20 protein-coding genes are annotated in these 24,255 nt (G+C 46.6%); 7 read left to right on the top strand and 13 right to left on the bottom strand.

The genetic code is table 11. The features are described 5' to 3' along the window. Positions 1-2 precede the first annotated feature (2 nt). Positions 3-2,036 (bottom strand): methionine--tRNA ligase, encoded by a 2,034-nt coding sequence (gene metG / locus VBY75_RS02110; protein WP_416510803.1) that lies wholly within the window; start codon positions 2,034-2,036, stop codon positions 3-5. 104 nt (positions 2,037-2,140) lie between these two features. Here metG and apbC point away from each other — a divergent pair, with 104 nt between their 5' ends. Further along, entirely contained in the window at positions 2,141-3,127 is a 987-nt protein-coding gene (gene apbC / locus VBY75_RS02115) for an iron-sulfur cluster carrier protein ApbC (protein WP_224797362.1), read from the top strand. Positions 3,128-3,172: 45 nt separating this feature from the next. Further along, positions 3,173-3,760, top strand: coding sequence for a dCTP deaminase (gene dcd / locus VBY75_RS02120; RefSeq protein WP_054487937.1), 588 nt, complete (start codon positions 3,173-3,175; stop codon positions 3,758-3,760). Here the strand turns inward: dcd and VBY75_RS02125 are convergent. Next, positions 3,757-4,653 carry a gluconeogenesis factor YvcK family protein gene (locus tag VBY75_RS02125; protein ID WP_287816839.1) on the bottom strand — a complete coding sequence of 299 codons (897 nt, stop codon included), beginning with the start codon at positions 4,651-4,653 and terminating at the stop codon, positions 3,757-3,759. The genes dcd and VBY75_RS02125 overlap by 4 nt on opposite strands. Before the next feature lie 106 nt (positions 4,654-4,759). Between VBY75_RS02125 and VBY75_RS02130 the strand changes: the two genes are divergently transcribed. The 5 genes from VBY75_RS02130 (at position 4,760) to VBY75_RS02150 (ending at position 9,951) form a co-directional block, all read left to right on the top strand. Then, on the top strand, positions 4,760-6,166 hold the full coding sequence (locus VBY75_RS02130; protein ID WP_416510806.1) for a protein adenylyltransferase SelO: 1,407 nt from the start codon (positions 4,760-4,762) through the stop codon (positions 6,164-6,166). Positions 6,167-6,234: 68 nt separating this feature from the next. After that, positions 6,235-6,753, top strand: coding sequence for a DUF192 domain-containing protein (locus VBY75_RS02135; RefSeq protein ID WP_199493720.1), 519 nt, complete (start codon positions 6,235-6,237; stop codon positions 6,751-6,753). Positions 6,754-6,768: 15 nt separating this feature from the next. Next, on the top strand, positions 6,769-8,442 hold the full coding sequence (locus tag VBY75_RS02140) for a M28 family metallopeptidase (protein ID WP_271331335.1): 1,674 nt from the start codon (positions 6,769-6,771) through the stop codon (positions 8,440-8,442). A 75-nt stretch (positions 8,443-8,517) separates the two neighbouring features. Continuing rightward, entirely contained in the window at positions 8,518-8,886 is a 369-nt protein-coding gene (locus tag VBY75_RS02145) for a hypothetical protein (protein ID WP_054487928.1), read from the top strand. Between the two features lie 21 nt (positions 8,887-8,907). Continuing rightward, a complete protein-coding gene (locus tag VBY75_RS02150) occupies positions 8,908-9,951 on the top strand; it encodes a bifunctional glycosyltransferase family 2/GtrA family protein (RefSeq protein WP_222235404.1) in 1,044 nt (347 codons plus the stop codon). Positions 9,952-10,009: 58 nt separating this feature from the next. On the opposite strand, the gene VBY75_RS02155 is transcribed toward VBY75_RS02150, so the two are convergent. The 11 genes from VBY75_RS02155 to asnC form a co-directional block, all read right to left on the bottom strand. Next, a complete protein-coding gene (locus VBY75_RS02155; RefSeq protein ID WP_199493723.1) occupies positions 10,010-13,111 on the bottom strand; it encodes an efflux RND transporter permease subunit in 3,102 nt (1,033 codons plus the stop codon). Positions 13,112-13,123: 12 nt separating this feature from the next. Continuing rightward, entirely contained in the window at positions 13,124-14,281 is a 1,158-nt protein-coding gene (locus VBY75_RS02160; RefSeq protein ID WP_271331337.1) for an efflux RND transporter periplasmic adaptor subunit, read from the bottom strand. A gap of 71 nt (positions 14,282-14,352) precedes the next feature. Then, the gene (locus tag VBY75_RS02165; protein WP_416510811.1) at positions 14,353-15,369 is read right to left on the bottom strand and encodes a zinc-binding alcohol dehydrogenase family protein; all 1,017 of its coding nucleotides are present in this window, start codon (positions 15,367-15,369) and stop codon (positions 14,353-14,355) included. Between the two features lie 72 nt (positions 15,370-15,441). Then, on the bottom strand, positions 15,442-16,452 hold the full coding sequence (locus VBY75_RS02170; RefSeq protein WP_199493726.1) for an ArsA family ATPase: 1,011 nt from the start codon (positions 16,450-16,452) through the stop codon (positions 15,442-15,444). Positions 16,453-16,486: 34 nt separating this feature from the next. Next, positions 16,487-16,759, bottom strand: coding sequence for a cory-CC-star protein (locus tag VBY75_RS02175; protein ID WP_011233950.1), 273 nt, complete (start codon positions 16,757-16,759; stop codon positions 16,487-16,489). Between the two features lie 15 nt (positions 16,760-16,774). Then, positions 16,775-18,454 carry a carbon starvation protein A gene (locus tag VBY75_RS02180; RefSeq protein ID WP_199493727.1) on the bottom strand — a complete coding sequence of 560 codons (1,680 nt, stop codon included), beginning with the start codon at positions 18,452-18,454 and terminating at the stop codon, positions 16,775-16,777. Between the two features lie 121 nt (positions 18,455-18,575). Continuing rightward, complete coding sequence (locus VBY75_RS02185; protein ID WP_074930764.1) at positions 18,576-18,749, bottom strand: DUF1328 domain-containing protein; 174 nt, start codon at positions 18,747-18,749, stop codon at positions 18,576-18,578. A gap of 136 nt (positions 18,750-18,885) precedes the next feature. Further along, on the bottom strand, positions 18,886-21,504 hold the full coding sequence (locus VBY75_RS02190) for a M14 family zinc carboxypeptidase (RefSeq protein WP_416510815.1): 2,619 nt from the start codon (positions 21,502-21,504) through the stop codon (positions 18,886-18,888). Between the two features lie 94 nt (positions 21,505-21,598). Further along, positions 21,599-22,603 carry a tRNA 2-selenouridine(34) synthase MnmH gene (gene mnmH / locus VBY75_RS02195; RefSeq protein WP_271331341.1) on the bottom strand — a complete coding sequence of 335 codons (1,005 nt, stop codon included), beginning with the start codon at positions 22,601-22,603 and terminating at the stop codon, positions 21,599-21,601. Further along, positions 22,604-23,644 carry a selenide, water dikinase SelD gene (gene selD / locus VBY75_RS02200; protein ID WP_416510817.1) on the bottom strand — a complete coding sequence of 347 codons (1,041 nt, stop codon included), beginning with the start codon at positions 23,642-23,644 and terminating at the stop codon, positions 22,604-22,606. Further along, the gene (asnC, locus tag VBY75_RS02205) at positions 23,641-24,111 is read right to left on the bottom strand and encodes a transcriptional regulator AsnC (RefSeq protein ID WP_222235399.1); all 471 of its coding nucleotides are present in this window, start codon (positions 24,109-24,111) and stop codon (positions 23,641-23,643) included. The genes selD and asnC overlap by 4 nt, the downstream gene beginning before the upstream one ends. Positions 24,112-24,255: the final 144 nt, after the last annotated feature.

Consider the following 24,255-nt stretch of genomic DNA (forward strand, 5'->3'; position numbering starts at 1 on the left):
TATTACATAACTCTCATGCCTGGTTTTGCGCCATCATGCGGGTTCAGAATATAGATTTCATCTTTACCCGGACCAGCTGCAAGCACCATGCCTTCGGATAGACCAAAGCGCATTTTACGGGGAGCCAGATTGGCGACCATAACAGTCAGTTGGCCTTTCAGAGCTTCTGGCTCGTAAGCTGATTTAATACCGGCGAAAACCTGTCGAGTTTCACCACCCAGATCCAGCGTCAGTTTCAATAGTTTATCAGCACCTTCAACGTGCTCAGCATTGGCAATAAGAGCAACCCTTAAGTCAACTTTAGCAAAATCATCAAAGTTAATTTCATCAGCAATTGGCTCTTTTTTGAGCTCATCATTAACTTCAGTCACTGGCGCTTGCGATGCTTGCTCTTCTTTTGATGCTTCAATCATGGCGTTTACGTCGTCCATTTCAACACGCTGCATGAGCGCTTTAAATTTATTAATAGGATGGTCGGTCAAAGCTGTTTTGTGACTTTCCCAGGTAAAAGTATCGTTTAAAAAGTGTTGTACTTCTTCAGTCAACTTAGGAACTACCGGCGCAAGGTAAACCATTAACACGCGGAACAAGTTGATCCCTAAAGAGCAGATTTCATGAACTTCCTGCTCGCTGCCTTCCTGTTTAATTAACTGCCAGGGTTCTTTATCAGCAATATACTGATTGGCACGATCCGCTAATGCCATAATGTCGCGCATAGCACGGGAAAATTCGCGTTTTTCGTAAAGGACAGCAATATCATCACCGGCGATCTGAAAATCTTTTAGCAGTGTTGAGTCAGCAATATTGGCAGACAACTTTCCGTCAAATTTTTTCTGAATGAAACCGGCGCAGCGGCTGGCGATATTAATGACTTTACCGACGAGATCAGAGTTCACTCGTTGAGTGAAATCCGTCAGGTTTAAATCCAAATCATCAATACGACTGGTTAATTTTGCTGCGAAGTAATAACGCAGATATTCCGGATCAAGATGTTCGAGGTAAGTACGAGCCTTAATAAAAGTGCCCTTAGACTTGGACATCTTAGTGCCGTTAACTGTGATAAAACCATGCGCCCACACATTGGTTGGCTGGCGGAAGTTTGCGCCTTTAAGCATGGCAGGCCAGAATAAGCTGTGGAAGTAGATAATATCTTTACCAATAAAATGATAAAGCTCTGCTTCACTGTCAGCTTGCCAATAGGTATCCCAGTCGGCTTTGCCTGTGGTTGTGCAGTAGTTTTTAAAGCTGCTCATGTAACCTATTGGAGCGTCTAGCCAGACGTAGAAGTATTTGTTTTCTGTGCCAGGGATTTTGAAACCGAAGTAGGGGGCATCGCGGGAAATATCCCAGCGCTGTAAACCTTGCTCGAACCACTCGTTCAGCTTGTTCGCCATTTCATTTTGCAGTGAGCCTGAACGGGTCCAGCTTTTTAACATGTCACCAAATGCCGGAAGGTCAAAAAAGTAGTGTTCTGATTCACGCAATTGCGGCTCAGCACCAGAGACGACTGACTTTGGATTCTTCAGGTCGGTCGGCGCATAAGTTGCTCCGCAGACATCACAGTTGTCTCCGTATTGGTCTTCGGCACCACAGTCGGGACATTCGCCTTTAACGAAACGATCGGGAAGAAACATTTCTTTTTGCGGGTCATACAGCTGTTCAATGACTTCTGTTTTGATATGACCGGCTTTATCAAGGCGCGTATAAATGGTTTCAGCCAGCTCACGGTTCTCATCACTGTGTGTGCTGTAATAGTGATCGAAGCCGACCAAAAAGTCGCTAAAGTCCGATTCATGTGAGCGTTGCATGTCGCCAATCATTTGCTCCGGCGTTATTCCAAGCTGCTGAGCTTTCAGCATTATTGGGGTGCCGTGTGCATCGTCTGCACAAACAAAGTGGCACTCGTTACCGCGTAGCTTTTGAAAGCGTACCCAGATATCGGCCTGAATATAACCTAACATGTGACCAATATGGATAGGTCCGTTAGCGTATGGTAGTGCGTTAGTAACCAGTATTTTACGTGCGGATTGGCTCATGCGAAAATCTGCTTCCGTTTCGTTGATTAATCGAATCTAAACCCAAAGTTTTATGCCGCTCATGTTAGCATAGCTCTTGCCTGATACACAGATCCTTGAGGTTGATGATGACAGATTTTACTCACCCCTTATTGCCGAATGGTATTCCTGAGAACTGGGTGACCGGTTCAGGTAAAGAGCGGGTCCTGAACTTACCTTTTGTTGCCGGCGAGAGTTTACTTCAGGCCATTCAGAATGACGCCGAGTTGGGGGAGTTTGAATGGCAACTTAACTGTCACATCAAAAAGCTGAAAAATTCTCAACCAGAGTTACCGCTAACGACTGGAAATGTCATTGTCGTCTCTTCCGGTAAGGGCGGCGTTGGTAAGTCATCGGTAAGTGTTAACCTGGCTTTGGCCTTATCTGAGCTTGGTGCTAGTGTTGGCCTGCTTGATGCCGACATTTATGGCCCTTCGATTCCTACCATGTTAGGTGGAAGGCACGGCGATATGGAGCTAACAAAAAACAATAAAATGCAGCCACTGCAACGACACGGCCTGCATGTGCATTCGCTGGGTTACTTAGTCGATGATAAAGACGCGACAATTTGGCGCGGACCAATGGCCAGTGGTGCGTTGCAGCAACTCTACAAAGATACTGCCTGGCCGGCATTGGACTATCTTATTGTCGATATGCCACCCGGCACTGGCGATATTCAGCTGACCATGGCTCAGAAGCTGCCGGTTACCGGGGCGGTTGTGGTGACAACACCGCAAACGGTAGCGTTGAAAGACGCAGAAAAAGGTGTGGCCATGTTTAAAAAACTGAATATTCCATTAGTGGGTATATTGGAAAACATGAGCTATTACCAATGTCCGGCCTGCGGGCATGAAGATCCGGTTTTTGGCAAAAATGGGGGAGCGGACATGGCAACAGAGCATCACTTGCCGCTACTCGGCCAGTGGCCTTTAAATAGTGAGCTAAGAGAAAGTCTTGATGGTGATACACCCTTGTTAATAGCACAGCCACAACACCCGTTAAGTCAGTTAATTTTTAATTCTGCACAACAAGTTGCGGCAAACCTCTATTATCAACAGGAAAATTCGTTATAGTACTGGCCTTAAGGTCTTAAACGACAACACGGAGATAGATCAACCATGCGCCTAAACGACACTGAAATAGAACAACATTTGAAAGACGGAATTATAGGTGTCGAACCTGCACCCCAAGCCAGTAATATTTCAGGCGTGACACTGGATATTCATTTAGGCAACGATTTTCGTGTATTGCAGGATCATGCCGCACCTTTTATCGATATCAGTGGCTCGCGTGAAGCCATTGAAGCGGCGATTCGCGAAGTCATGAGTGATGAAATTGTGCTAAAAGATGATCAGGCTTTCTTCATTCACCCGGGCGAGTTTGCCCTGGCCGTAACGCATGAATCAATTACGTTGCCGGCTGATATGGTTGGCTGGCTGGACGGACGTTCGTCGTTAGCACGCTTAGGTTTAATGGTTCACGTAACGGCGCATCGTATTGACCCGGGTTGGTCAGGGCAAATAGTGCTGGAATTTTACAATAGTGGAAAGTTACCTCTGGCTCTGAGAGCCGGTATGAAAATTGGTGCCATCAGCTTTGAGAAATTGAGCAGTCCCTGTGCAAGACCTTATAACAAACGAGACGATGCTAAATATAAAGATCAGCATGGAGCGGTGGCTTCGCGGATTTCAGCTGACGGCGGTTAAGCACTTTCTGTTAACAGCTGCTTGCTGGCCTCTTGCAGCTTAGCCAATAAATTGCTGGTGTTATGGCGGTAATGGACATCTTTATCACTTTCCAGGCCGCCAATAACCGGTAACTTCAGGTCTTTCTCTTCTTTATTGCTTAGTGCTAAATCGATAATTTGCTGACCGAGCTGTTTTTCAATAAATGAAACTTTATCGGCTAGAGTCATTGCGCCAGCCGGTCCGCTCTCATCAGCCAGGTTATCAATAAAGACGACTTTCGCATTTGTTGTCAGCAGCGCGTCGCGTATACCAGAAACCAATAGCGGAGGCATAACCGACGTCATAAAGCTGCCCGGTCCCAGCAATATTAACTGGCTATTCTGTATATGGCGAATGGCTTCAGGAGTGGCTTTAACTGTGCCTGATAGAGACAGCTTTCGAGGCATGGCAGGAAGCTTATCAATACGAATTTCGCCATGGCACTGAATGCCGTCCGCCGTTGTTGCTATAAGATCTGTCGGGCATTCCGACATCGGTAAAATTCGGTTGTCGATATTCAATAGACGACTTAAAAGCTGAATACCGTCTAACGGGCGGGCACTGAGTTGGTCCAGTGTATAAAGCAGCAAATTGCCGAAATTATGGCCATGAAGAGAGGAAGTGCAGTCAAAGCGATAGTTGAGCACTTCGGCCGCGAGCGGTTGCTCCACAAGCTGTGACAAGCAGTTGCGAATATCACCCCAGGCAATGCAATGCTGCGATTCACGCAATAAACCAGTAGCACCGCCGTTGTCTGTAGTCGCGACAATACCTACGAGTTTATGTTTCATAAAGGACAGAGTCGATAAAACTCGACCGAGTCCATGACCACCACCTATTGCGGTAATACGTCGTAATGAGTGCAATTGCATCCGGCTTCCTTTGCTGCCTTTGGTCGAACGCTGCGACCTTAGCTGATTTATTATGAATTATGCAAGCCTCGCTGACTGTGTAACAATCTAATGAGCAGGAGGATGTATGCCAATAGTTTTTGATAACCGTTATGCTCGTAAGTTCCCTGAAATAACAACAAGTCAACCGATTAAGCCGGATGGTAAGGCTAACTTATTGTGGTTGAACGAACCGTTATGGGCTGAACTATCAGCAGGGGATAAGCCGCCGGCTAAACTTGCTGAGTGGCTGGGCGGTCTGGAGCCATGGCCGGGCTCAGAGCCTGTGGCTCAGAAGTATGCCGGGCATCAGTTTGGCCATTTTAATCCTTATTTAGGAGACGGCCGGGGGTTACTGTTGGGTCAGGTTGTTGTTGGTGAAAAGCTACAGGACATTCATGTAAAAGGAGCAGGGCCAACGCCATACAGCAGAGGGGCGGACGGCAGAGCTGTTTTACGCTCGTCTGTGCGTGAGTTATTGGCAAGTGAGGCCTTTTACACACTGGGCGTGCCGACAACTCGGGCACTGGCGTTAGTATCAACTGAAGGAAAGATACAGCGGGAACGTCTGGAGCCAGGCGCGATTTTGGCCCGCACTGCGGCAACTCACGTGCGTTTCGGGCATTTTGAGCACTGTTTTCATCGTAACCTTGAAGATACTATGAAACGCCTGTGGCAGGACACTATTGAAACGGTCTGGCCACAGTTAGCCGATGCCAGCGTTGCTGAAGGCTTTGCTCAGGTGGTCAAAAGCACCGCGGAGATGATAGCAGGATGGCAGGCCTATGGGTTTATTCATGGCGTAATGAACACCGACAATATGAGTATAGCCGGGGAAACCTTTGACTTTGGGCCTTATGCATTTTTAGATAATTATAAACCTGAAAAGATTTTCAATCATACCGATGCCGGCGGGCGCTACGGATTCTTTCAGCAACCGGGCATTGGGTTATGGAATTTAAAGCGGCTGGCTCAGGCATTGAGTACCATGGTAGAGCCTGACGAGTTACAGAGCGCACTTGATAATTATGAAACTCAGTTGCGCCAGGCGTATCTTAATCTTATGACCAAGCGGCTGGGCTTATCCGCTGTTCCGGATGAACAGAAAATGGCGTTAATAGGGGGGTGGTTGAGTTTGCTTGAAGTCAATAACGCGGATTACCAGCTCTCGTTCAGAGATTTAATTGATTCGCTTGAATCCGGCGCACCGAAAGGACTGCTTAAGCAAAGTGGAGAAAGCTGGTGGAAGGAGTATCAATCAGCAATTAATGGTTATACTGACATTGATGTCATGAAGCAGGTAAACCCCTGGGTTATTGTCAGAACCCATCATGCTCAGCGTGTAATAGAGGCGTCAGAGGCTGGTGATAATTCATTATTGGAAGAGTATACGCAGGCGTTAATGAATCCGTTTGACGATGCTTTAAGTGACAGTGTCTGGGCCAGGCCCCCGAAGCCCAATGAACAGGTATCTCAATTGTCGTGTTCCAGCTGAGGTTTGAATTGCGATCTCCCGTTGGATAGGACAGAATCGAAGGAATGAATAATGACAGGGGTAATGGAATGAATTACCGAGTGTTTTTCGCTTTAATTTTTATGCTGCCATTTTGCGTTCAGGCGCAGCAGTGGCAAGTTCCTGAGCCTCAGGAATTTGATACGACTCAAGTTTGCCTGGGTGACTTGTCTCAACCTTTAACGGTAGAGCTTGCCGATACTCAAGAGCAGCATGCTCGTGGATTGATGCAACGGGAGTCGCTGGGCAAATATAATGGCATGTGGTTTCGTTATGGGCAGGAGAGGCCTGGTTATAGCGGTTTCTGGATGTACCAGACTTTGATTCCACTGGATATCGCATACCTTGATAAAAATCGTCGTATTGTAAAAACTTTTACGATGCGACCTTGTGGCAGTAACGATCCGAATAACTGTCGAAGCTATTCTCCGGGTAAACGTTACTGGAGTGTGCTTGAAGTGAATGCGGGATTTTTTGCTGAGCACGATATACGTACGGGTGATCAATTAAATAAAAGCCCGGACGGTAATTGCGAGTCGGCAAAAGAAAATAACAATAACGAAAAGTAAATAATAGGAGAGACCATGAAGTACGTCATAATGGGGGCGCTGAGTTTGACTGTATTAGCAGCCTGTGGACCGGCCACTCAGTCAGATAATGACACCGATAAAGCTGTTGCAGATATTCAGGACTCAGCCTTTAACCCTAACTACAGAGATTATTTGAAAACCTTATCTTCTGATGAGTTCGAAGGGCGTGCTCCTGCATCTGCTGGCGGCGAAAAAACGGTGAGTTTTATCGAAAGCCACTTTCGTGAATGGGGACTGAAACCTTATGACGAAGAAAATGATAGCTACCGTCAGCCGGTTCCACTTGTAAAGCTTATGCCGTACAAAGTCACTTCTTTAAACTTCAGTGGTGAGTCAGCTCCTGAGTCTATGGAATACCGCACCGAGATGATGGCCTGGACGCCTCGCGTTGTGGATGAAGTGAAAGTTGAAGACAGCGATGTTGTTTTTGTCGGATACGGTATTGTTGCTCCTGAATATGACTGGAACGACTATGAGGGACTGGACGTTGAAGGTAAGACCGTTGTCATGTTGGTTAATGACCCGGGCTACGCAACGGGTGACCCAGAGCTATTTAATGGTAACGCAATGACCTACTATGGCCGTTGGACTTATAAGTTTGAGGAAGCTGCTCGGCAGGGGGCTGAAGCCGCCTTTGTAATACACGAAACAGGACCTGCCGGTTACGGTTGGGGCGTTGTGGCTGGTGGCTCACCAGTGCGTTTTGACTTAAAACGTGAAAACAAAAATATGGATCGTTCGGCGATTGAAGGCTGGGTAACTGAGGAAAGCGCAAATGCACTTTTTGCCAGCGTCGGTAAAGATCTGGAACAAATGCGGGAGCTGGCGCTGAGTGGTGAGTTTAAGCCAGAGCCATTGAATATTGAAGCGTCATTAACAGTTAATAATAAATTTGAGTATTTAGATACCAACAATGTGATTGGTTATATTGAGGGCTCTGAATATCCTGAAGAGCACGTTATTTATATGGCTCACCACGATCACCTGGGAACGGATCCTGTCCGTGAAGATGATCCTATCTATAACGGAGCGCAGGATAATGCTTCAGGTACTGCCGCGCTAATGGCCATGGCAGAGCAGTTTGCAAAAGGACCTCAGCCTGAACGCTCAATTGTTTTTGCTGCTGTAGGTGCAGAAGAAAGTGGTTTATTGGGCTCTGACTGGTACGCGACTCACCCCATGCTGCCGCTGGGCAAAGCGGTTGGTGGTATTAACATGGACGTTATGAACGTCTATGGCCCGATGAAAGACATGGTTGTGGTGGGTTATGGTAATTCTTCTATGGAAGACTACTTGAAACGCTACGTAAAGGCCCAAGATCGTTATGTAGCACCTGAACCAACTCCGGAAGTTGGCTCTTTCTATCGTTCAGATCATTTCAATTTGGCGAAACGAGGTGTGCCTATGCTGTATGCGAAAGGCGGAAACGATCACGTCGAGAAAGGCCGTGAATGGACCGAAGAGCAACGTGCTATCTTTAATCGCGACGCCTATCACAAACCAGCAGATGAGTATAATGAAGATTGGGACCTGCGCGGTGTTCAACAGGATATGTCTATCTTCTACTCAATAGGTAACGAGTTGGCAAATTCACGCGAGTGGCCTCAGTGGGCACCCGGAAATGAATTTGAGGCAGCGCGTAAAGCAACAGAAGATATGCGAAAATAAGCGTTAAGATAACCTTGTAGGAACGGTCGCTGCCGTAAGTTGTCTTAACTTTGCAGTCATTTTTTAGGAGCAGTTATGACTCATAAACGAGATAAAGTTTATGTCCGTTTCAACCAAGGTTCACGTACCGGAGGAAGTTCCTCCGGTAACTGGCTCAGTCGTTTGCTGGGCCTTTTTTTATTGCTGGTTTTAGTGGGTCTTGGACTGGCGTTTGGTATGGTCATTGCGGTAGTTTTATTGCTGCTGGCAATTCCTGTAATGTGGCGTCAGCGCCACACAATTAAACAGGTTTGGCGAATGCGTAAACAAGCCAAAGAGCACTACCAGGAACAACAACGCCAACATCAAAAACAACAAGAACATTATGAGAATAGGCGAGAGGATGGCGGATCGGTTATCGACGGGGAATACGAAGTTAAAGACGATCAGGACAAAAAATCTTAAAAAACAGGGTCCAGTGCTCGAATGAAAAAACCTTATATAGTTATTCCTGCGCTGGACCCTGACCATCACTTGCTGACGCTTGTTGATGAGGTCACAGCGAAAGACCCGGACTGGAGCCACTTTCTGGGAATTGTCATTGTTGATGATGGTAGTCAGTCCAAATCCGTTTTCCAGGAACTTGCCAACCGACACCGCATTCACATTTTAGAGCATGAGGAAAACCAGGGAAAAGGTGCTGCATTACGGACCGCTTTTCGATGGATTTTGTCGCAGCAAGAGGAACGTTGTTCAGGAGCGGTTACTGCTGACGCTGACGGACAACATCTTGCTGAAGACATACTTGCTGTTTGCACACGCCTAAAGGGGTATCCGGATAAGTTATGGCTGGGTAGCCGAACTTTTGATGAAAATGACATTCCTTTGCGTTCTAAAGTGGGTAATAAGTTAACCCGTGTTATTTTCAGGCTTGTAACAGGGCAGGATATTAAAGACACACAAACTGGACTGCGGGGAGTTCCTGTCGGCTTTTTGGAAAAGCTTGTTGACTTCAACAGCTGCGGTTATGAGTTTGAATTAGAGATGCTTTTATCCGCTAAACGTTATGGTTACCGGATAAAGTCTCAGGAAATTACCACGGTCTATGAGGAAGGCAATGAAACCAGTCATTATCGGCCCATTGTCGACTCCATAAAAATTTATCGAAAGTTTTTAAAATTTGCCAGTATTGGTATTTTGTCTGCCGGACTTGATTACTCGGTTTTTGCTACGGCTTACTTTTTTTCAGGACAAGTGCTTGAGTCGATTATTTTAGCCAGAGTGATTTCCGGAGTGTTTAATTTTTCTTTAAACCGTCAGTGGGTATTCAAGCAAGGTTCTCATATTGCGTGGGATGCGACAAAATACGGATGTTTAGCGGTAGTTCTGGTCGCTGCTAACTATGGGCTGACAGAGGCGTTTAGATACATAGGGCTGACACCATTTATTGGCAAACCGCTAGCGGAAGGGTTGGTCTTTTTATTGAGTTACAGAGGTCAAAAGTTGTTGGTCTTTAAAAAGGCTGTTTAATAATAGCTTTCAGCTTCCAAAAAAAACCGGAGTTCAAACTCCGGTTTTTTTGTTTCTGTTACTCTTCAGGTTGTTTGGGCGGGAAAATTCGTCGTACCACATAAAAGAACAGTGGAACAAAGAAGATTGCCAGCACAGTACCGCCTATCATACCGCCGATAACACTGGTTCCGATGGCATTACGGCTTGCAGCACCGGCACCATCACTTAGTGCCAGAGGCATAACACCGAATACGAAGGCCAGAGATGTCATAAGAATAGGGCGCAGACGTAAACGCACGGCTTCAAGAGTAGCTTCTAACAGCTCCTTGCCCTGTTCCTGTAAGTCTTTGGCAAACTCCACGATGAGTATCGCGTTCCGTGCCGATACACCAACAGTGGTTAGCAGACCAACCTGGAAATAGACATCGTTAGAAATACCCCGCAGCATGACGGCGATAACAGCGCCTAAAATTCCCAAAGGTACAACGAGCATGACAGAGAAAGGTATCGACCAACTCTCGTAAAGCGCCGCAAGGAAAAGGAATACGACAATCAGGGATACGCTATAAAGAATTGGGGCGAAATCACCGGATTGACGTTCTTGCAGTGAAATACCTGTCCACTCAAAGCCTATTCCCGGCGGCAGTTGCTCGATCATTCGCTCCATTTCAAGCATCGCCTCACCGGTGCTAACGCCCGGAGCAGCTTGCCCCTGGATCTCCATTGCAGAAACGCCGTTATAGCTCTCCACTCGCTGTGGACCATAAGTCCATTCCCAACTGGAGAAGGAGCTGAATGGCACCATGTCGCCCTGGTTATTTCGTACGTACCAGTCGTTAATATCCTGCGGCAGCATACGAGATTCAGCTTCGCCCTGAAGGTACACTTTTTTGACCCTTCCCCGGTCAATAAAGTCATTCACATAGGATGAGCCCCAGGCAGTGCTCAAGGTGTCGTTGATACTTGCGATAGTTAGCCCCTGTGCCTGAGCTTTTTCAAAATCGATATCAATTCTCAGCTGTGGAGCGTCTTCAAGTCCGTTCGGGCGTACCTGAACCAGTTTATCGTTTTGTCCGGCCATACCCAGTAATTGGTTACGGGCTTCGAGCAAACCGGCATGACCCAGGTTCCCCCGGTCTTGCAAGAACAAGTTAAAACCGCTGGAAACGCCGAGTTCCGGAATTGGTGGCAGGTTAAAGGCAAAGACCATGGCTTCTTTAATGGTCGCAAAGAAACCAAAAGCTCGTCCAATAACAGCTTCAACGCTCTGGCTTTCGTCACGCTCATCCCAGTCTTTTAAGCGAACAAAAGCGATACCGTTAGCCTGACTGCGTCCTGAGAAACTAAACCCAACAACGGAGAAGACGGACTGCACTGCATCTTCCTGGTTCAGGTAGTAGTCTTCAATTTTGTCCATAGTGTTGACCGATTGTTCTATGGTAGAACCAACCGGTAACTGCATTTGGGTCAGAAATACGCCACGGTCTTCGTCTGGTAAGAAAGATGATGGCAGTTGAGTAAAGAGGTAGGCAAGCACGCCAATAATACCCAAATACAGCAAGCCAAAGCGAATGGTGCGGCGTAAAATTGAATGAATGGAGTTTGTATACTTGACGGTCCATTTCTCAAGGGTACGGTTGAACCATCCAAGCGGTCCCCAGCCACTGTTTTTGTCATGCTTAACCGGTTTAAGTAAAGTAGCGCACAGTGCCGGTGAGAAAATTATCGCCACAAGAACCGATAGACCCATAGAGGTAATAATGGTCAATGAGAACTGTCGGTAAACAGCACCCGTGGATCCCGGGAAGAAGGCCATGGGGGCGAATACCGCTGCCATTACCACACCGATGGCAACCAGTGCGCCGGTAATTTGCCCCATCGATTTTATTGTTGCCTGTTTGGGTGATAAACCTTCTTCAGACATTAAGCGTTCAACGTTTTCAACAACGACGATGGCATCATCAACCAATAAACCGATGGAAAGTACCATACCGAACATGGTCAGGGTGTTAATTGAGAAGCCAGCCAAAGACATGACACCCATAGTGCCCAGAATAACAACTGGAATTGCCAGCGTCGGAATTAGGGTTGCCCGTAAATTCTGCAGGAAAACGAACATTAACAGGAAGACCAGAATGATCGCCTCTATTAGTACCTGCGCAACTTCTGAAATTGAAATCTTAATAAAGGGTGTAGTGTCATAAGCCGTGACTAATTCCATTCCATCCGGGAAAAACTGTTCAAGTTCGTCCATGCGGGCTTTAACAGCATCGGCAGTTTCTAACGCGTTAGCACCAGTCTGCAAGTTTATAGCGAGACCCGTGGCAGGCTTTCCGTTGTAATTTGCTTTAATGGAGTAGTTTTCAGCACCTTTTTCGACCTCTGCAACATCTTTTAGACGCACCTGAGAACCGTCAGGTAAAACCTTTAAGGTGATGTTTTCAAATTGATCTGCGTCAGACATTCTGGTTTGGGCAATAATTGTCGAATTAAGACGTTGGCCGTCAACAGCCGGGGTTCCGCCTAATTCACCCGCCGCAACTTGAGCATTTTGTGCTCGGATAGCGTCTTTTATATCGGCCATGGTCATGCCGTAATTAACTAACGCAGAAGGGTCGACCCAAATACGCATAGCATAAGGCGCACCAAATAACTGAACATTGCCAACGCCGGTTGTACGGGCTATAGGGTCCTGAATATTCGAGGCAATATAGTCACTTAAGTCGGTTTGTGTGTAGCGGTCATCGGTCGCAACAAGCGCCGCAACCATCAGGAACGAACTGCTGGATTTACTGACAGTAATGCCCTGAGCTTGTACTTCCTGAGGTAGTTGTGGAGTTGCCTGTGACAGCTTATTCTGAACCTGAACCTGAGCAATATCCGGATCTGTTCCTGACGCAAAAGTCAGGCTGATACTTGCATTACCAAAGTTGCTTTGTGAAGAGAAGTAAAGCAGGTTATCGATACCTGTCATGTTCTGTTCGATCACTTTGGTAACTGTGTTAGACACCGTTTCAGCGTTAGCACCAGGGTAGCTCACCTGAATCTCGACAGCAGGCGGAGCAATGGTTGGATACTGAGCTATAGGCAGCTGTATCATAGCGATGGCACCGGCCATCATTGTCAGCAGTGCGATAACCCATGCAAATATCGGGCGATTAATAAAAAACTTGGCCATTACTGACTTCCCTTACTGCTGCTGTTCAGAGTTTGACGAATCGATAGTGACTTCATCGCCAGGACGAATCTTTTGTAAGCCTGAGATGACCACAGTGTCTCCTTCTTTCAGGCCATCAGAGATCAGCCATTTGTTGTCGATGGCACGTTCCGTTGTAATCATTCGCTGTTCGACAGTATTGTCGTCATTAACCAGCATGACATAAGGGCGTCCACGTGGGTCTCGGGTAACGGCTTTTTGCGGTACCTGAATGGCGTCACTTATGCTGCCTTCGCTGACTTCAGCGCGCACGAACATACCAGGGTAGAGCGTCTTATCCGGGTTAGGGAATACCGCACGAAGTAAAATGGCACCGGTGTCTTCGTCAACGCTAACTTCTGAGAAGAGTAATTCGCCTTTTTGGTCGTAATCGAGACCATTCAATTTTAACCGAACTGGAGCGTTTCCTTTGTCGTTGGCCTGAATACGACCCGACTTAATGTCAGCCTGTAATTTCATAAACTGTTTACTGGACTGATTAATATCGACGTAGATTGGGTCTAGTTGGTTAATAGTAACCAGAGGGTCGGCTTGTGAGGCGGTTAACAATGCCCCTTCAGTAAAGTTTGAACGACCGATAATCCCACTGATAGGGGCGTTTACTTTCGTGTATTCAAGATTAATACGGGCATTCTTCAACTGAGCTTCAGCTAAAGAAACCGCCGCTTTATTTTGATAGAAAGTGGCTTCTGCACTATCAAATTCATCTCTGCTAACGGCGTTTTCATTGAGGAGTTCCTGAAAACGTTTATAACGTAGCTCAGAGCTGCGTAATACGGCTTTAGCACTCTCAACCTCGGCTTCAGCACTGGCTAATTCTGCTTCGTAAACGGCGGGATCAATTTGATAGAGCTGTTGTCCTTTTTCGACAAAAGTACCTTCCTCAAAGGTTCGATCAAGCAAGACACCACTGACCTGAGGCCGAACCTGTGCTACGCGGTAGGCGGCAGTCCTACCCGGTAGATCAACGCTTAGATTCAATGATTCAGGGGTTATTGTAACCACTTCTACTTGGGCCGCTTGCTGTTGGCCTTGTTGCTGTTGCTGCTGTTGGTCACTGCAAGCGGCTAGTGCTCCTGTTAACAGGATACCCGTTGCTAAAATTGGGACAAACCTAAAACGCGTGTTCATTAAACCTACCTCTGGCCTATAAATTTATTAGCATTCCGGAATTATACATACATTCATGTATGTTTGTAAAACTATTCGGCAACAGTTAATGCAATTTTTCCTATGGTTTTCTGACTTTCAATTGCTTCATGTGCTTTGCGAAGGTTCTCTGCATTCATTTCGCCAAAGGTTTTACCAAGTGTTGAGCGTATTTGACCTTTTTCGACCATTTCAGAAATATGATTAAGTAACTCCTGTTGCTTTATCATGTCGTCAGTATTGAACATAGACCGGGTAAACATAAACTCCCAGTGAAGACTGATGCTCTTTTGCTTCATTAATGTAATATCAATATTTTCAGCAGGATCATCTATTAAGCAAAAGCGTCCTTGAGGCGCCATAAACTTCATGCACTGAGTAAAGTATTGCTCGCTATGCGTCAGGCAGGCAACGTCCGTTACCGGAGCTGAACCCGTGCTTTCAATTTGTTCGGCTAAATCGTCGTAATGATTAATAACATGGTCTGCGCCTAAGGCTTTCACCCATTGCTGAGACTCGGCGCGTGAGGCTGTGGCAATAATCGTAGCATCGGTCAATTGAGCGGCGAGTTGAATTAAGATGGAGCCAACACCACCTGCACCGCCAATGACCAATAAAGTCCTCTTTGCGTGAGTAGAGGGTTTATCAATTTGCAACCGGTCGAAAAGTACTTCCCAGGCGGTAATGCTGGTTAAAGGCAGGGCTGCTGCCTGACAGTCGTCGAGGTTTTCAGGTGCCTTTCCGACAATTCTGTGATCAACAACCTGCATTTGAGCATTGCAACCTGGACGGGTTAAATCACCTGCGTACCAGACTCTGTCTCCTGGTTCAAAACCTGTCACTTTATTACCCATTGATATAACTTCACCAACAGCGTCCCAGCCTATAATTTTATGGCCGGATTCAGGTGCCATTCGCATTCGAATTTTTGTATCGACGGGGTTAACTGCAATAGCTTTTACTTTAACGAGTAAGTCGTTTTCCTCTGGCTTTGGGTCATCAACCGTAATGTCCAGTAATGAGTTTGAGTCTTCTACAGGAAGTGATTTTTTATATCCTACAGCGCGCATAGTGCTCTCCTTAGTAACAATGATGACACTGTATACGTATTATAAGAGAAAGCGATGACAAAAAAGTGGCAGTTAAGAAGAAAAGCCGGCTTGTTCCAGGTTATCTGCAAACGCTTCCAGAGCAGCGACTCCCTGAATGTCTTCCTCTAATAAATAAAGAGAGTAACTTGGCCAGGCGTTAAAACGCTTTGCTATGTCTTCTAAATAAGACTTTTCTTGTGTGCGTCGTTTTGCAAGAAAGCTTCCGTCAGCTTGTTCAGGCAAAATGCGGTTAATGATAACGCCGCCAACAGGCAACTTCTCAGTGGTTAGAGACTGCAGCGCCCGGTCCGTTTCCTGAATAGGAAGCCGCTCGGGAGTTAAAACAAAGAAAATAGAGGTGTAATTTTCATCTTGTAATAATCGGCGGGTTCGCTGGAACAAGCGTTGCCGATTTAACAACTGTTCGGTAATTGCACGAGTGCGGTCGGTCATACCATCGCTGGCGTTGTCTTTAGGATCGGACATGGGGTTATTAATGTCTTTACCCGCTTTAGGGGATAAATGATCCAATACCGAATCTAAGTTTTCAGAGCGCTTTTGTGAACGCAGCATGCCCTGAGTCCAGGCTGCCATTGCTTCGGGTAAAGTTAGCAAGCGTAATGTATGGCCAGTGGGGGCTGTGTCGAAAATGAGTAAGTCGTAATCTTTTTCTGCCTCATCAATAACGGCACAAATTCTCTCCAGCAAAGCGGCTTCCTGTGCTCCGGGCGACTGCTGTGTTAAGCGCATCTGCCGTTCAATTTCAGGAAAAAGATCAGGGTTAGTAAAGCGCTTCATCTGTGAACTGACACGCTCGATATGTGCCTTTACTTCGTGGTCAGGATCGATTTCTAATGCGGTTAAATTTTCTCGTACAACCGTTTTGTGATCACCGATTTGCTGATCAAAAACATCAGCCAGACTGTGGGCGGGGTCAGTTGAGACCAGCAAAACCTTTTTGCCATGACGAGCCGCCAGCACCGCCAGCGCAGAAGAAACCGTTGTTTTACCAACGCCGCCTTTACCGCCAATCAGCAAAACTTTTTTATCGCTTAACAACATGAGAAATGAACCCTGTATCTGGTCGGGTTATAAATTAGCAGCAACGGAAGTGATCAAGAGGTGAGTGTTCCATCCCCATGCGTTGATGCCACTCGTGGAAGCGTTCCAACATTAGTGGTTGTAGCTCCAGCGTATAATAGGCGGCCGGGTTCGGCACGCCCATCATTTCAGAAAAAACCAGTAGCATGAACAAGTCGTCTTCATCACGCTTTGCACGGGCAATAGCAGAGCGATAGGGCGCATTATAAAACTCGTTTGCTAAGTCGCTTGCACGACTAAACCAACGGCGCACGGACTGAATGTTCATGCTACTTACTCCTGTTTATTCTTGTTTCTGAGCCTTTTGTTCTTTACGGATTTTAGATAATCCGGCACTGGCCTCAAGGGCAATCCAGATAGCCGCAACCAGTACCACTAAATCCAGACCCATTAAGAACCAGTCGCCACTATCGTAGAAGCCTTTAAGCTGAACGATAAGCGCGAATACGGTCATGATCAGTAAGAAAATTAAGGGTAACAGGGTGTAGTACATAGGACGACCCAAGCGTACCAGCATGACAGTAATGACCAATAAAGTTAAACCGGCCAGTAACTGGTTTGTGGTACCGAACAGAGGCCAGATGACTAACCCCCCTGTACCGTCCGCTCCACCGGCACCAAATGCCAGTAATAAGCAGCTACCTGCAGCTAACAGAGTTGCCGGAAGGGCTTTCTGCATCCAGTTGATGTTATACAGGTTGCCCCATTCCTGAAAAATATAACGTTGTAAGCGCAGACCGGTATCCATGGTCGTACCGGCGAACAGCACCGCCATGACAGTCAGTAAAGTCTCGGAAATACCTACGTCCAGACCCAGACCCTGACTAATGATATTGGCACCACCTTCAACGAAAGCTGCTACACCGCCCTGACCGAAGGAAGAATAGACGGCTTCCCAGTCGGCTAACGTAGCAAAACCTGCTGTCGCAGCAATAATGGTTGCCAACGAAAGAGAACCCTCACCAATAGCACCAAAGTAACCAACAAAGCGGGCATCGGTTTCTTTATCCAGCTGTTTGGACGTTGTTCCTGAAGCTACCAGCCCGTGGAAACCAGAAATAGCACCACAGGCTATGGTGACGAACAACAATGGCACCATGGAAGGAGTGCCTTCCGGGGTGTTGCTGTTAAAGGCCGGAGCTGATATTTCCGGGGCGAGCAGTAAAGTTGCACCGTAAAGCAGAATAAGACCAATAAATAACTGCAGGCCATTAATATAATCACGAGGCTGCAATAATACCCAAACAGGTAACAATGAGGCGATAGCAGCGTAACCAAACAGGATAAGTACCCATTGGGCGTTATCACTGATTCCCATAACGGTTTCAGGTAACTGAAGTGGGAAAGATGGACCGGCCCAAATAAGTGCATATAGTGCCAAAACACCAATGATCGATATGGCACCAAGACCCATCCATTTACGGAAGATTATCTGACCGATAATAAGTGCAACGAAAATCGCTCCCCAAACAGGAACTACAGAACTCGAGAACTTGATGAGCAGACCTGATATTGCTGTGGCGAAAACGGCATTAACCATCAACAACACGAGGAATATCACGATCATAAATAAGGTTTGAGAGCGTTTTCCGACAACGTCGCCGGTTAAATTACCAATAGACTTTGCTTTATTACGGTTGCTTGCCCAAATAGCACCTGCATCATGTACGCCAGCAAAAAATATGGTTCCGAAAATGACCCATAGGAAGGCGGGAACCCAGCCCCAAATAACGGCGATAGCAGGGCCGATAATAGGCGCTGCGCCGGCTACAGATGTAAAGTGGTGACCCCAAAGAACATATTTATTGGTAGGGACGAAGTCAACGCCGTCTTCTAATTCATGAGCTGGTGTTCTGAAGTTTGGATCAAGCTTAAAGATTTTCTCAGCAATGAATTTTGAGTAAAAAACATAACCGAGAAACATAGCGCCTAAACCCAGAACCATCATTACGATTGCGTTCATGGCAAAGCCTCATTGTTGTGGTGTTAGACAGATAACGTAAAGTACCATCGGTTATTGTAGCGTAGATTCAATAACCGATGGCATACGACCAATGTCTAATATCTATAGAAGCTTAAAGCGTTTAGAGCCTTTTGTTCCCCTGAAGCAGGCGCACAACCAATGAAATTACGAATAGAACGACGAAGATAAAGAAGATAATTTTAGCGATTTCAGCGGCTGCTCCAGCAATACCACCGAATCCTAAAATGGCTGCGATAACTGCAACGACGAAAAAGATAAGAACCCAACGTAACATAGTGACCTCACTAATTATTTGAGAAGTTTCAATTAGTAAGGTAGACCATGATTATGAGAATAACTAGTATTCAGAAATGTAAAAAACTGCTAAGGCGTATAAACCTTAGCAGTTTTCAGTTTTTCAGGAGTGATGATTAGTGAGCTTCTGCTGCTGCGTCCGCTGCTGCTTTATCATCTAGCTTATCGGCGTAAACCTGAATGCGGGGCGCTAAGTAAATAGCGTTACTCAGCAATTTCGCTGTTCCCCAGAAGTAGGCGCGGAAATTGACGTTGTCGGCAAAACCAATAACCTGTCCACTACCATAGCGATGAGCGGCAATGTTGGTTTTTCCTTTCAGAATTTCCCGGTTCCGTTCATCAGTGTAGCCACTCATTAATGGTTGTTCTGAATAACGAGCTACTGAAACAAAAGGAGACTCAGGCTCTTCCATGGCAGCAACCGAGTTCTTAAATACCGGCATTTGCTCACGTGGGAAGCCAAAGAAGAGTGGGTGAGACGTGTCGACTTCCATGGAGAATATCGCACCGGCAATTCGTTGTTCCGAATAGAAGCTATCGCGATCGTCATAACTCATACGATCTTTAGCGAAGGCATCCTGAAAGACGGAGTCTTCGATGAAGCGTGTATGCAGAAGGTTATTTTCTGCCAGCCATTCAGCACCACCACGTTGACCAATTATTGTGCCGCCCTGACTAACCCATTGCTTGAGCTTTTTGCGTAACGCTTTGTCGAGGTTACCGTAGCGCCCATCAACCATAATGATATGGCTATAGCGAGTTAGGTCGGCGCGTGAAAGTCGCTCTGTATCGATCATAGAAAGCGGAATGCCCACATGACGGTCCAGGTAGTACCAGGTTTCGCCAGCTTCGTAGAGGTTTACACCAGCACCAGTCAGCATCATGACGCTGGGCTCTTCTACTGGCTGAATATTGCGGCTACCTAAATCAATACCTTCTGGGGTCAACCCGGTTTCTATAGAAGTGACGTGAACGCCTTTTTCTTTTGCTGCAGTTGCCAGGCGACGCTGAACATCTCGCCAGTCACTCTCCTGGTAAGCCTTAGGCACAATGACAGAGCCGGGAGAAAACTCCTGACGACCTTGTTGAGCCTCGACAGTAAACGGCTTGGTGCTTTGACGTACGTGAATATTCTGCTCTAACAACTCCTGGAGCAAACCCGGAGCGTGGTAGTCATCCCAGTTAAACGCGTAGGCGTAAGCGTCGGTAAGCGCCGAGGACTTACGCTCAGGAGCATCCCAGGCTGCGTCAGCAATTTGGATGCGACCACGGTGTGTTTCAAATGGCACATTAAAGGCTAACGGAAGCGTCCAGCCAGATACATCATAGAAGGTATTGTCAGGGAAGCTCTTACGAGTGCTGAAAATACCCTGAATTAAACCGTACTGCGCTTGTGCCAGTGGTATGTAGTAACTGCTTCCGGCTTTAAACTCTTTACCGTTTTGTTCAATGTCTTTTTCGACACGGTAAGCTTTAATATCGTGTTGCTTAAAAATTTCCAGCAAGCCTTCAACGCGTGAAGGGTCACTTGAGTCACCAATTAAGTAACCATCAAAGTTCGCTTTTTTAGCGGCTTCAAGGCCTTCATCGTAAGCCCGTTCCTGAAACTCTATAAAACGACTTTTGTTCTTGTGCGTGCCATAAATGGTGCTAAGCGAAGCTACGAACTGGTTTCGGATAGTAAACGGGAAGCTGACTTCACCGTTAACCGAATCCTGCAAATGACCACGGCTGGAGGCCTGCTCAAATAAAATGCCGACTGATCCCTGAATGTCCGGATAGGTTGAACCTTTGCCGTAATAAAAGTCGTCGAACGATTCTTCGGTGTAATAAAGGCTGCCAATATCGTCTAAAGAGTCAGCGTGTTCTGCGGCTAGAATCTCTGTTAAACGAACGTTTTCATCCGGCGTTAGCGGGTTTTTGCGCGACGGAATACCAGGCTGGAAGAAATAGGTGCTGTTGGTGCCCATCTCGTGGTAATCGGTCAGAACGTTCGGTTTCCACTTTTGAAAGTTAGCCACTCGTGCACGTGACTCTGGGTGTTGTAATAACAACCAGTCACGGTTCATATCAAACCAATAGTGGTTAACCCGGCCACGAGTGAACGGCTGTACGTGTTCACGGTGCTGTGGATCGGCAACCAGGTTTTGGCTACGGTGCTGGTTTGCCCACTGTGCAAAACGCGCCAATCCATCAGGATTGAATGCGGGGTCAAGCAGAATCACAGAATCATTCAGAAGCTCGTCAACGGCTTCTCCTTCAGCAGCGGCAAGGTAGTAGGCGAATAATATCGCTGCGTTACTGCCACTGGATTCATCGCCGTGAATACTGTAACCCATATACATGACTACCGGTGTATTGTCCGGATCAGCATCACGGTCAGGGTCGGCTGCCGCTAAATGACGTTCGCGAACATTGTCAATATTGGCGTGGTTGTCTTCTGAGGTGACCGTAAGCAGCAATAACGGACGTTGCTCATGCGTACGACCGGTAACTTCCAGTGTAATACGGTCTGACTCTTCGGCCAGAACTTCCATATACTTAACGATTTGTTCGGGACGTGCATGCCACTCACCAACCTGGTAACCAAGAACATCTTTTGGCTTAGTAATTTCCGGGTTGTAACTGACATCCTGTGGTAGGTAATACGAAAGGTCTTTTGTTGCTGCCATAGAGGGCAGGGCAACGATGACCAATGCGGCCGCTGTTAAACGGCTTAACATTCGCTTCAACATAGATAGATCCCCTTGGTGTTATTATTTTTCCACCATAACAAAAGCGTTGGAGATTAACTGCTGTTTTCGGTAGGTCGCAGATTTTTAGCGATGCTTATCTCTTTTTCATTTGATAGTCGTACATGGGATCGTAATAGTCGACCAGTAGTCCTTTTATCCATTGCTTGTGCAGCTCTTTACTGTTGCTGCCCAGAGCCTGCTGCAACGTATCGCTAAGTTGACGAAACCTGAGATCGCCTAATCGCTTGCGAGTGCGGGCCAAACTGTCCAGCAGGTAGTTTTCAAACTGCGCTCTTGCTGAGTAACGTTTTTCCGCCTCAACAACGTATTCCTGGTAAATAACTTCCACACGTTGGTCAACGGTGGATTCAATACGATAGCGCTCTGCTTTTTGAGTTGCCAGACGCAGGCACTCGGGAACAGAAACCGAGCCTATATGGCTGCCTTCGTCTTCAATGAAAAGGGTCGTTGCACCTTGTGCTTTTAACTTAATAAGCTCAATAGCTAACTGGTTCTCAAAGTCTATCTGGGTCGGCTGAGGTTCAGGAAGACGGCCGAACGCTGAACCTCGGTGATGCGCTAAACCTTCTAAGTCAATGGAGTGGGCTTTTTCTTTAATAAACTCGGTTTTCTGGCACCCGGTGCGGCCACTGACCACAATCCAGTGAAACTGCGAGACAAGCTCCTCGGTACGTTGTATTAAATGCTGTCTTAAAGCTTTGTAACCACCTTTTACACGAGGGCGTTGTATGTTTTCATCAATTAGCCATTGTTGCACTATTTCAGAGCGCAAACCGCCGCGAAAGCAATAGATAACACCCTTAGGTTGAGCACTGAAAAAATCTTTCCAGACATTCACTCTACGTTTTTTAGTCTCGCCGCTGACCAGCGCATGGCCGAGTTCAATTGCTGCTTTCTGGCCATGGTGTTTATAACAAGTGCCAACTTTCGCCCGTTCGTCATCCGTCATCAGCGGGTAATTAACGGCTGTGCTAAAAGCGCCTTTTTTAAATTCTGAAGGTGCCCTTAAATCAAGCAACGGCGTATCGTTAATAAACAGCTCGTCGAATTGTGAGCGAGTTATCCATTTACCGGTCATTTATTCGACGACCACCCGGTATGTTTGTGACTGCGCAGAATAAAGCTCACCAATAACCTGTATTAACTGATTATGCTCGCGACAGGTTTGATAAACAACTTCAACGTCTTCTTTTGCCACACTGATGAGCAGACCACCAGAAGTTTGTGGGTCACATAAGAGGTTACGCTGCTGCTCCGGCACCGGGCTTATATGTTGACCGTAACTATCAAAATTTCGCGAGCTACCGCCGGGGACACATCCCTGACTCAGGTAGTCGTGTACGTGAGGCAGTGTTGGGATCTTGTCGAACTGAATTTTTGCATAGAGGTCGGCACCTTCGGACATCTCGATTAAATGTCCGGCCAAACCAAAGCCGGTAACATCAGTGATTGCGTTCACGCCCTTAATATCGGCCAAAACAGGACCAATTTTGTTCATTTGGCACATGGTTTCAATCGCAATTCCGCTATGTTCGGGTAACAGTTTTTTCTGTTTTTGCGCGGTCGTCAAAATGCCAACCCCTAAAGGCTTAGTCAGCATTAATACATCTCCCTCGCGAGCCGTATCGTTTTGCTTGAGTTTCTGTTTCTCAACCTGACCCGTTACCGCTAACCCAAAAATGGGTTCTGGCGCATCAATGCTGTGTCCGCCGGCCAGCATAATACCCGCGTCAGCGCAGGCTTGTCTCCCACCGTCAATAACCTGTTGGGCGACTTCCGCTGACAGTTTGTTGATTGGCCAGCCGAAAATAGCGATAGCCATTAAGGGCTGACCGCCCATGGCATAGATGTCGCTAATGGCATTGGTAGCAGCTATGCGGCCGAAGTCGAAAGGGTCATCACAGATAGGCATAAAGAAGTCGGTGGTACTTAATACAACCTGGCCATTGCCCATGTCATAAGCTGCGGCATCGTCACGGGTGCTGTTTCCCACCAACAGTTTAGGGTCGGGTGCTATATCGAGCTTACTTTGTAATATGGTCGATAGCACTTGTGGGGATATTTTGCAGCCACAACCGGCGCCGTGACTGTACTCAGTTAATTTAACGTCCTGACTCATGGCTGTATATCTCTGTTGATAGGTTGCTGTAACGATATGAGCGTTTCTGTTGATTGTATTTCATCAATAGCCTGAATTCGATTGATAAGCGTGTGCTGCAGCTGGTTAATTGACGGTGTCATGATCTTAATAAAAACATTGTACTGTCCGGTGGTGTAGTAAGCCTCAATAACTTCTTCGAGCTTTTCCAGTTTCTCTATTGCTGCCGGGTAGTCACCTGCGCTTTTTAAGGTTATACCGATGAAACAACAGACATCGTAGCCTAAGCGTTTGGCGTTAACCTGTAAACGCGTGCCTTCAATAATCTTGGCTCGTTTCATCTTTTCAACGCGAACATGGATAGTGGCCGGACTGACGTTGTAACGTTTGGCCAGCTCAGCATAAGGAGTGCGCGCATCCTCCATTAAGGCGTTAAGTATTGAGCGGTCCAGATCATCGATTTGATAATTTTCAGCTGATTTTTTCATCGTTTATTAATGCTTCAATAATTAATGTGTCTTTAAATTAACGGAAATTATTAAGTAAAGCTATTTCTGTTAAATAATATTGAATAAAAAAGTCAAAAAGGTATTAATTGAATCGTTTTTTGGTTCTTTTGTTTAACGATTCGG

It is taken from the genome of Idiomarina sp. HB, assembly GCF_048059115.1.
In the GTDB taxonomy this organism is placed as follows: domain Bacteria; phylum Pseudomonadota; class Gammaproteobacteria; order Enterobacterales; family Alteromonadaceae; genus Idiomarina; species Idiomarina abyssalis.

Excerpts from the sequence above, each read along its gene's own strand:
- metG (WP_416510803.1), bottom strand. The coding sequence starts at position 2,036 with ATGAGCCAATCCGCACGTAAAATACTGGTTACTAACGCACTACCATAC.
- apbC (WP_224797362.1), top strand. The coding sequence starts at position 2,141 with ATGATGACAGATTTTACTCACCCCTTATTGCCGAATGGTATTCCTGAG.
- dcd (WP_054487937.1), top strand. The coding sequence starts at position 3,173 with ATGCGCCTAAACGACACTGAAATAGAACAACATTTGAAAGACGGAATT.
- VBY75_RS02125 (WP_287816839.1), bottom strand. The coding sequence starts at position 4,653 with ATGCAATTGCACTCATTACGACGTATTACCGCAATAGGTGGTGGTCAT.
- VBY75_RS02130 (WP_416510806.1), top strand. The coding sequence starts at position 4,760 with ATGCCAATAGTTTTTGATAACCGTTATGCTCGTAAGTTCCCTGAAATA.
- VBY75_RS02135 (WP_199493720.1), top strand. The coding sequence starts at position 6,235 with ATGAATTACCGAGTGTTTTTCGCTTTAATTTTTATGCTGCCATTTTGC.
- VBY75_RS02140 (WP_271331335.1), top strand. The coding sequence starts at position 6,769 with ATGAAGTACGTCATAATGGGGGCGCTGAGTTTGACTGTATTAGCAGCC.
- VBY75_RS02145 (WP_054487928.1), top strand. The coding sequence starts at position 8,518 with ATGACTCATAAACGAGATAAAGTTTATGTCCGTTTCAACCAAGGTTCA.
- VBY75_RS02150 (WP_222235404.1), top strand. The coding sequence starts at position 8,908 with ATGAAAAAACCTTATATAGTTATTCCTGCGCTGGACCCTGACCATCAC.
- VBY75_RS02155 (WP_199493723.1), bottom strand. The coding sequence starts at position 13,111 with ATGGCCAAGTTTTTTATTAATCGCCCGATATTTGCATGGGTTATCGCA.
- VBY75_RS02160 (WP_271331337.1), bottom strand. The coding sequence starts at position 14,281 with ATGAACACGCGTTTTAGGTTTGTCCCAATTTTAGCAACGGGTATCCTG.
- VBY75_RS02165 (WP_416510811.1), bottom strand. The coding sequence starts at position 15,369 with ATGCGCGCTGTAGGATATAAAAAATCACTTCCTGTAGAAGACTCAAAC.
- VBY75_RS02170 (WP_199493726.1), bottom strand. The coding sequence starts at position 16,452 with ATGTTGTTAAGCGATAAAAAAGTTTTGCTGATTGGCGGTAAAGGCGGC.
- VBY75_RS02175 (WP_011233950.1), bottom strand. The coding sequence starts at position 16,759 with ATGAACATTCAGTCCGTGCGCCGTTGGTTTAGTCGTGCAAGCGACTTA.
- VBY75_RS02180 (WP_199493727.1), bottom strand. The coding sequence starts at position 18,454 with ATGAACGCAATCGTAATGATGGTTCTGGGTTTAGGCGCTATGTTTCTC.
- VBY75_RS02185 (WP_074930764.1), bottom strand. The coding sequence starts at position 18,749 with ATGTTACGTTGGGTTCTTATCTTTTTCGTCGTTGCAGTTATCGCAGCC.
- VBY75_RS02190 (WP_416510815.1), bottom strand. The coding sequence starts at position 21,504 with ATGTTGAAGCGAATGTTAAGCCGTTTAACAGCGGCCGCATTGGTCATC.
- mnmH (WP_271331341.1), bottom strand. The coding sequence starts at position 22,603 with ATGACCGGTAAATGGATAACTCGCTCACAATTCGACGAGCTGTTTATT.
- selD (WP_416510817.1), bottom strand. The coding sequence starts at position 23,644 with ATGAGTCAGGACGTTAAATTAACTGAGTACAGTCACGGCGCCGGTTGT.
- asnC (WP_222235399.1), bottom strand. The coding sequence starts at position 24,111 with ATGAAAAAATCAGCTGAAAATTATCAAATCGATGATCTGGACCGCTCA.